The organism is Porphyromonas sp. HMSC065F10, from assembly GCF_001808555.1.
In the GTDB taxonomy this organism is placed as follows: Bacteria; Bacteroidota; Bacteroidia; order Bacteroidales; family Porphyromonadaceae; genus Porphyromonas_A.
Genome location: NZ_KV793764.1, coordinates 1 through 2,232, shown reverse-complemented (window position 1 = coordinate 2,232; position 2,232 = coordinate 1). Strand labels below are relative to the sequence as shown.

1 rRNA gene is annotated in these 2,232 nt (G+C 50.4%); it reads right to left on the bottom strand.

The features are described 5' to 3' along the window. Positions 1-28: 28 nt before the first annotated feature. A 16S ribosomal RNA gene (locus tag HMPREF2890_RS02620) occupies positions 29-1,565 on the bottom strand. Positions 1,566-2,232: the final 667 nt, after the last annotated feature.

Genomic DNA, 2,232 nt, shown 5'->3' with positions numbered 1-2,232 from the left:
CGTCTCGGATCGAGGTCGAAGGCTCCAGAAAGGAGGTGTTCCAGCCGCACCTTCCGGTACGGCTACCTTGTTACGACTTAGCCCCAGTCACTGGATTTACCCTCGGACGCTCCTTGCGGTCACGCACTTCAGGTACCCCCAACTTCCATGGCTTGACGGGCGGTGTGTACAAGGCCCGGGAACGTATTCACCGCGCCATGGCTGATGCGCGATTACTAGCGAATCCGGCTTCACGGAGTCGAGTTGCAGACTCCGATCCGAACTGAGATAGGGTTTCAAGATCCGCTCCTCGTCACCGAGTGGCTACTCTCTGTCCCTACCATTGTAACACGTGTGTCGCCCCGGATGTAAGGGCCGTGCTGATTTGACGTCATCCCCACCTTCCTCTCGCCTTACGACGGCAGTCTCGCCAGAGTCCTCAGCTTAACCTGTTAGTAACTGACGATAAGGGTTGCGCTCGTTATGGCACTTAAGCCGACACCTCACGGCACGAGCTGACGACAACCATGCAGCACCTACATATGTGTCTCCGAAGAGAACCCTCTCGGTTTCCCAAGAGGCGCACATACATTTCAATCCCGGGTAAGGTTCCTCGCGTATCATCGAATTAAACCACATGTTCCTCCGCTTGTGCGGGCCCCCGTCAATTCCTTTGAGTTTCACCGTTGCCGGCGTACTCCCCAGGTGGATTACTTATCACTTTCGCTTGGAAGCATACTGTCATATCGCATACTTCGAGTAATCATCGTTTACGGCGTGGACTACCAGGGTATCTAATCCTGTTTGCTCCCCACGCTTTCGTGCCTCAGTGTCAGACATACCTTTGTGAGCTGCCTTCGCAATCGGAGTTCTGCGTAATATCTATGCATTTCACCGCTACACTACGCATTCCGCCCACATCATGTACTCTCAAGTCTTGCAGTTTCAACGGCAAGGCTGAGGTTGAGCCTCAGCTTTTCACCACTGACTTGCAGGACCACCTGCGCACCCTTTAAACCCAATAAATCCGGATAACGCTCGTATCCTCCGTATTACCGCGGCTGCTGGCACGGAGTTAGCCGATACTTATTCTCGAGCTACTTTCAAACTCCCAACGCGTGGAAGTCCTTACTCACTCGCTAAAGAAGTTTACAATCCTTAGGACATTCTTCCTTCACGCGACTTGGCTGGTTCAGAGTTTCCTCCATTGACCAATATTCCTCACTGCTGCCTCCCGTAGGAGTTTGGGCCGTGTCTCAGTCCCAATGTGGGGGATCTGCCTCTCAGCACCCCTACCTATCGTCGGCTTGGTGAGCCGTTACCTCACCAACTACCTAATAGGACGCATGCCTATCTCACAGCGATAAATCTTTCCTCTTACGCACAGGCGTGCTAAAGAGTGTATGGAGCATTAGTCCGGATTTCTCCGGGTTATTCTCCTCTGTGAGGCAAGTTGCATACGCGTTACGCACCCATCCGCCGGTCGTCGTCATCGGAAGCAAGCTTCCAACACGTTACCCCTCGACTTGCATGTGTTAAGCCTATCGCTAGCGTTCATCCTGAGCCAGGATCAAACTCTCCATTGTTAAGAAAATTTTGTTCCTTTGCTCTTCTTCCTCTACTATCAAGTAGCGGATCAAGAGCTGCTCGTATGTTGCTCTTCGCTTTATTGGTTTCGTACGTTGACGTATATATATCGTCACTTAAACTTTCACCCAAGTTGTATCTCTCTAGGTCTCAGACGAAGTGACACTATTACTGTCCCATCGTGAAAACTGGTATACTACTTGTTTTCTTGTCTTGTACTTACACAATTCACATCGCTCACTCCTTATCTCTAAGAAGGGCGATGCCCTTGTCTTATCTTTATGTCTATGATCTCTTTTTCAGCATCCCCAGCCCCTCGGGCGGTGATGTGAGTGCAAAGGTACGAAAGTTTTTCATTCCTGCAAGCGGCTCGGAAAATTCTTTTTCCAGATCCGCTCACCCCGACCTCTGCCGGAGCCTCAGGAGCGTACCCCTCTCGGCTTTGCGAGTGCAAAGGTACAACATTTCTCACTTCCTGCAAGCCCTCTCTCGGAAATATTTTAAGATCATTCGGTAAAACACTGGCTTACAGGACAAAAGAAATAAACACTTCACCCAATATCAGACCCCTCGGAGACCAATGCCCAAAACCCACTCCCCATCAGCACTCCACTAATACCGATATTAGAGTTGTCTAATACCGATATTAGAGATCACTAATATCGG